The sequence below is a fragment of the Pseudanabaena sp. 'Roaring Creek' genome, assembly GCF_001402795.1.
Taxonomy (GTDB): domain Bacteria; phylum Cyanobacteriota; class Cyanobacteriia; order Pseudanabaenales; family Pseudanabaenaceae; genus Pseudanabaena.
This window is the reverse complement of sequence record NZ_LIRE01000391.1, coordinates 1-2258: the sequence shown is the minus strand read 5'-3', so window position 1 is coordinate 2258 and position 2258 is coordinate 1. Positions and strand designations below refer to the sequence as shown.

At 38.7% G+C, this 2258-nt stretch carries 2 protein-coding genes and 1 pseudogene; 1 reads left to right on the top strand and 2 read right to left on the bottom strand.

The genetic code is table 11. The features are described from left to right. Window positions 1–168 precede the first annotated feature (168 nt). Window positions 169–945, top strand: a complete 777-nt coding sequence (locus AC805_RS13185) for a hypothetical protein (protein ID WP_231662832.1) — start codon at window positions 169–171, stop codon at window positions 943–945. 222 nt (window positions 946–1167) lie between these two features. On the opposite strand, the gene AC805_RS13180 is transcribed toward AC805_RS13185, so the two are convergent. Together AC805_RS13180 and AC805_RS27375 are read right to left on the bottom strand one after the other, a co-directional pair. After that, a complete protein-coding gene (locus AC805_RS13180) occupies window positions 1168–2115 on the bottom strand; it encodes a class I SAM-dependent methyltransferase (RefSeq protein WP_055075858.1) in 948 nt (315 codons plus the stop codon). Window positions 2116–2145: 30 nt separating this feature from the next. Continuing rightward, window positions 2146–2258: pseudogene (locus tag AC805_RS27375) on the bottom strand (colanic acid biosynthesis acetyltransferase WcaF); the annotation flags it as partial.

Below are 2258 nucleotides of genomic sequence, written 5' to 3'. Positions count from 1 at the left end.
GGTTCATTTGATCGATAATTGCTGTTATAAGATATTTTTATATTTTTTCAGAAGACTGTTATTTTGATATCAAGGATATTATTCTTCTTTAGTGTCTTTCTATTACCCACTCATTCTTTAGTAAGTGGGCAGCATTTTGATGAAAACTATTTACCCATTAAAAAATACATGAAATTAGTCAAAAATCATGTAGTGGGTATTCCTATTAGTTTTAAAGATGAATCTGAAGCATTAAGCAAAAACTGTAAAATACATAGACTAAAGGACAAGGATAAAAAAAATTGTGTAATTGAAGAACGAGAATATGGAGGTGTATACACTAAACGCGCTTTTTATCAGCGATCTATAATTTTAAATATTTACGAACAAAATAGCGCGGGTGAATTTTATAAAGACACAGAATTTACGATTCTGTCGCCCTATGGAAGAGCAAAAATACGCTATGAAGATTTGTTGGGAGATGGGAAAGAATTTATTATAGTTGAAAACCTTGAAGGTGCTACTGGTTCAGGTGTTAGCCAAGATATTCTTGCAATTGTAGGTTGGCATCGAAATAAATTCGCTCCCGTTCTACTAGAGACAACGAGGTATATGGAAGCATTTTCAACATCTCATCGTCAACAAGAACTAAGGGCAAGCTATAACTTTCTTAATAAAGGTACAAATAATCTTTCTATAAGACTTGAATATGAGTTTTTAGCAATATTTTCAAAGCTCAATATAACAAAGCAATTATCTTGGAATGAGGAGTTGGCATGGAATGAAGAAAATTTTTCTTTTTACAGCAAAGAATTAGAGAAAGTAAAGCTCAATAATTTTATTAATAACGTCGAAAAAAGCATTATTCAAGTGCGTTTAAATATTTTAGATCTTGATATAAATAATCTAAGCTTTGAGTTATTAGATAAAACTAAGATTGTTTCGCTTTATACAAAATGGTTCTAAAATTTTTAGCTAGCAAAGTATGTTTGAGATATAGCTATAGTCAGTAATGTTAGGACAAACATCAAACCCAATAGATAGTTGCGGCGCTTCGCGCCGCAACTATCTATTGGGTTTGATGTCCTGACTTAAGTAAATATAGCTATAATGCCCGTTCTCATTTTGAGTTTTGTAAGAGATCTGATGCTTAATAGAGTAAGGCAGCGCAAGCGCTGCCTTACTCTATTAAGCGACTCTAGCGATGACAGTGCGGTGACGGGGACTATTGGCGATGATGGTAGGAGCGGCAAAGCCTGCGGCAACTAGTTCTTGGGCAAGATTGAAGGAGAAGTATTGATCGAGATAGGGTTCCGTGCTTTTGAGGAGGGTGAGGATGTAGGGAGGCATTTTCTGGTAGATATCGGATTGGGGATTCATGTCCATCATGGCGAAGTATCCGTTGGGCTGCAAAACCCGACGGATTTCTCTCAGAATTTGCCTTGTTGCATCTTGAGGTAATTCATGGAATAGCAGAAAACAGGAAACAAAATCCAAGGAAGCATCAGGTAAGGCAATGTTTTCGGCAGTAGAATGCATCCATTGTATTTGTCCGTTTTTGGTTAGTTGCGGATATTTGAGGTTGGTATTGTAGTTAGCGATCGCTAAAAAATGGGGTGACAAATCTAGCCCCGTAATCTTAGCAAGGGGATAGTTCTCATGTAGAGAGAAAGTACTCATGCCTACGCTACAACCGATGTCGAGAATATTTTGAGGTGCGGGTATTTTTTCTTTGACGATATCCAGATAGCTTTGACGCAGTCTGGCATCCCCTTGCACGGGTGGTTTATCGTCATTCCAGATGCGCGAATGGACGGCATAGGCGGCCACTTCAACTTCTGTCGCGGGTAACCAACCGAGATTCCCTTCTTCGTATGCATGAAAATGCTTGAGATAATATTCGGGATATTTTAAGTTGGGATTTTGAACTTTAACTAGTTCTGCCTCAAGATCCTGTTTTTGTAAATCGGCAACAATTTGTCGCCAGTTTACGCCCATCGATTCGGCGCGTTCGATCATCATTTTGCGAGCGCGTTGCTTGGCAAGGTTAAATAAAGGCGCGATCGCTAAAATGCCATTGACGATACGGGAGGCGAGTCCGATTTTAGGGCTAGGGGCTGAAGTAGTGATAGTCATGTATAAAAAATATTATTTCTATAAAAATAATTACTCTTTGATTTTACGTGACTTGATAGCGATCGCAGGATTGCCAAGATAGATCGTCATCGGCTCTAGCGATCGGGTCGCCACGCTACCCATCCCCAACACCGCCCCCTGAC

Excerpts from the sequence above, each read along its gene's own strand:
- AC805_RS13185 (WP_231662832.1), top strand. The coding sequence starts at position 169 with ATGAAATTAGTCAAAAATCATGTAGTGGGTATTCCTATTAGTTTTAAA.
- AC805_RS13180 (WP_055075858.1), bottom strand. The coding sequence starts at position 2,115 with ATGACTATCACTACTTCAGCCCCTAGCCCTAAAATCGGACTCGCCTCC.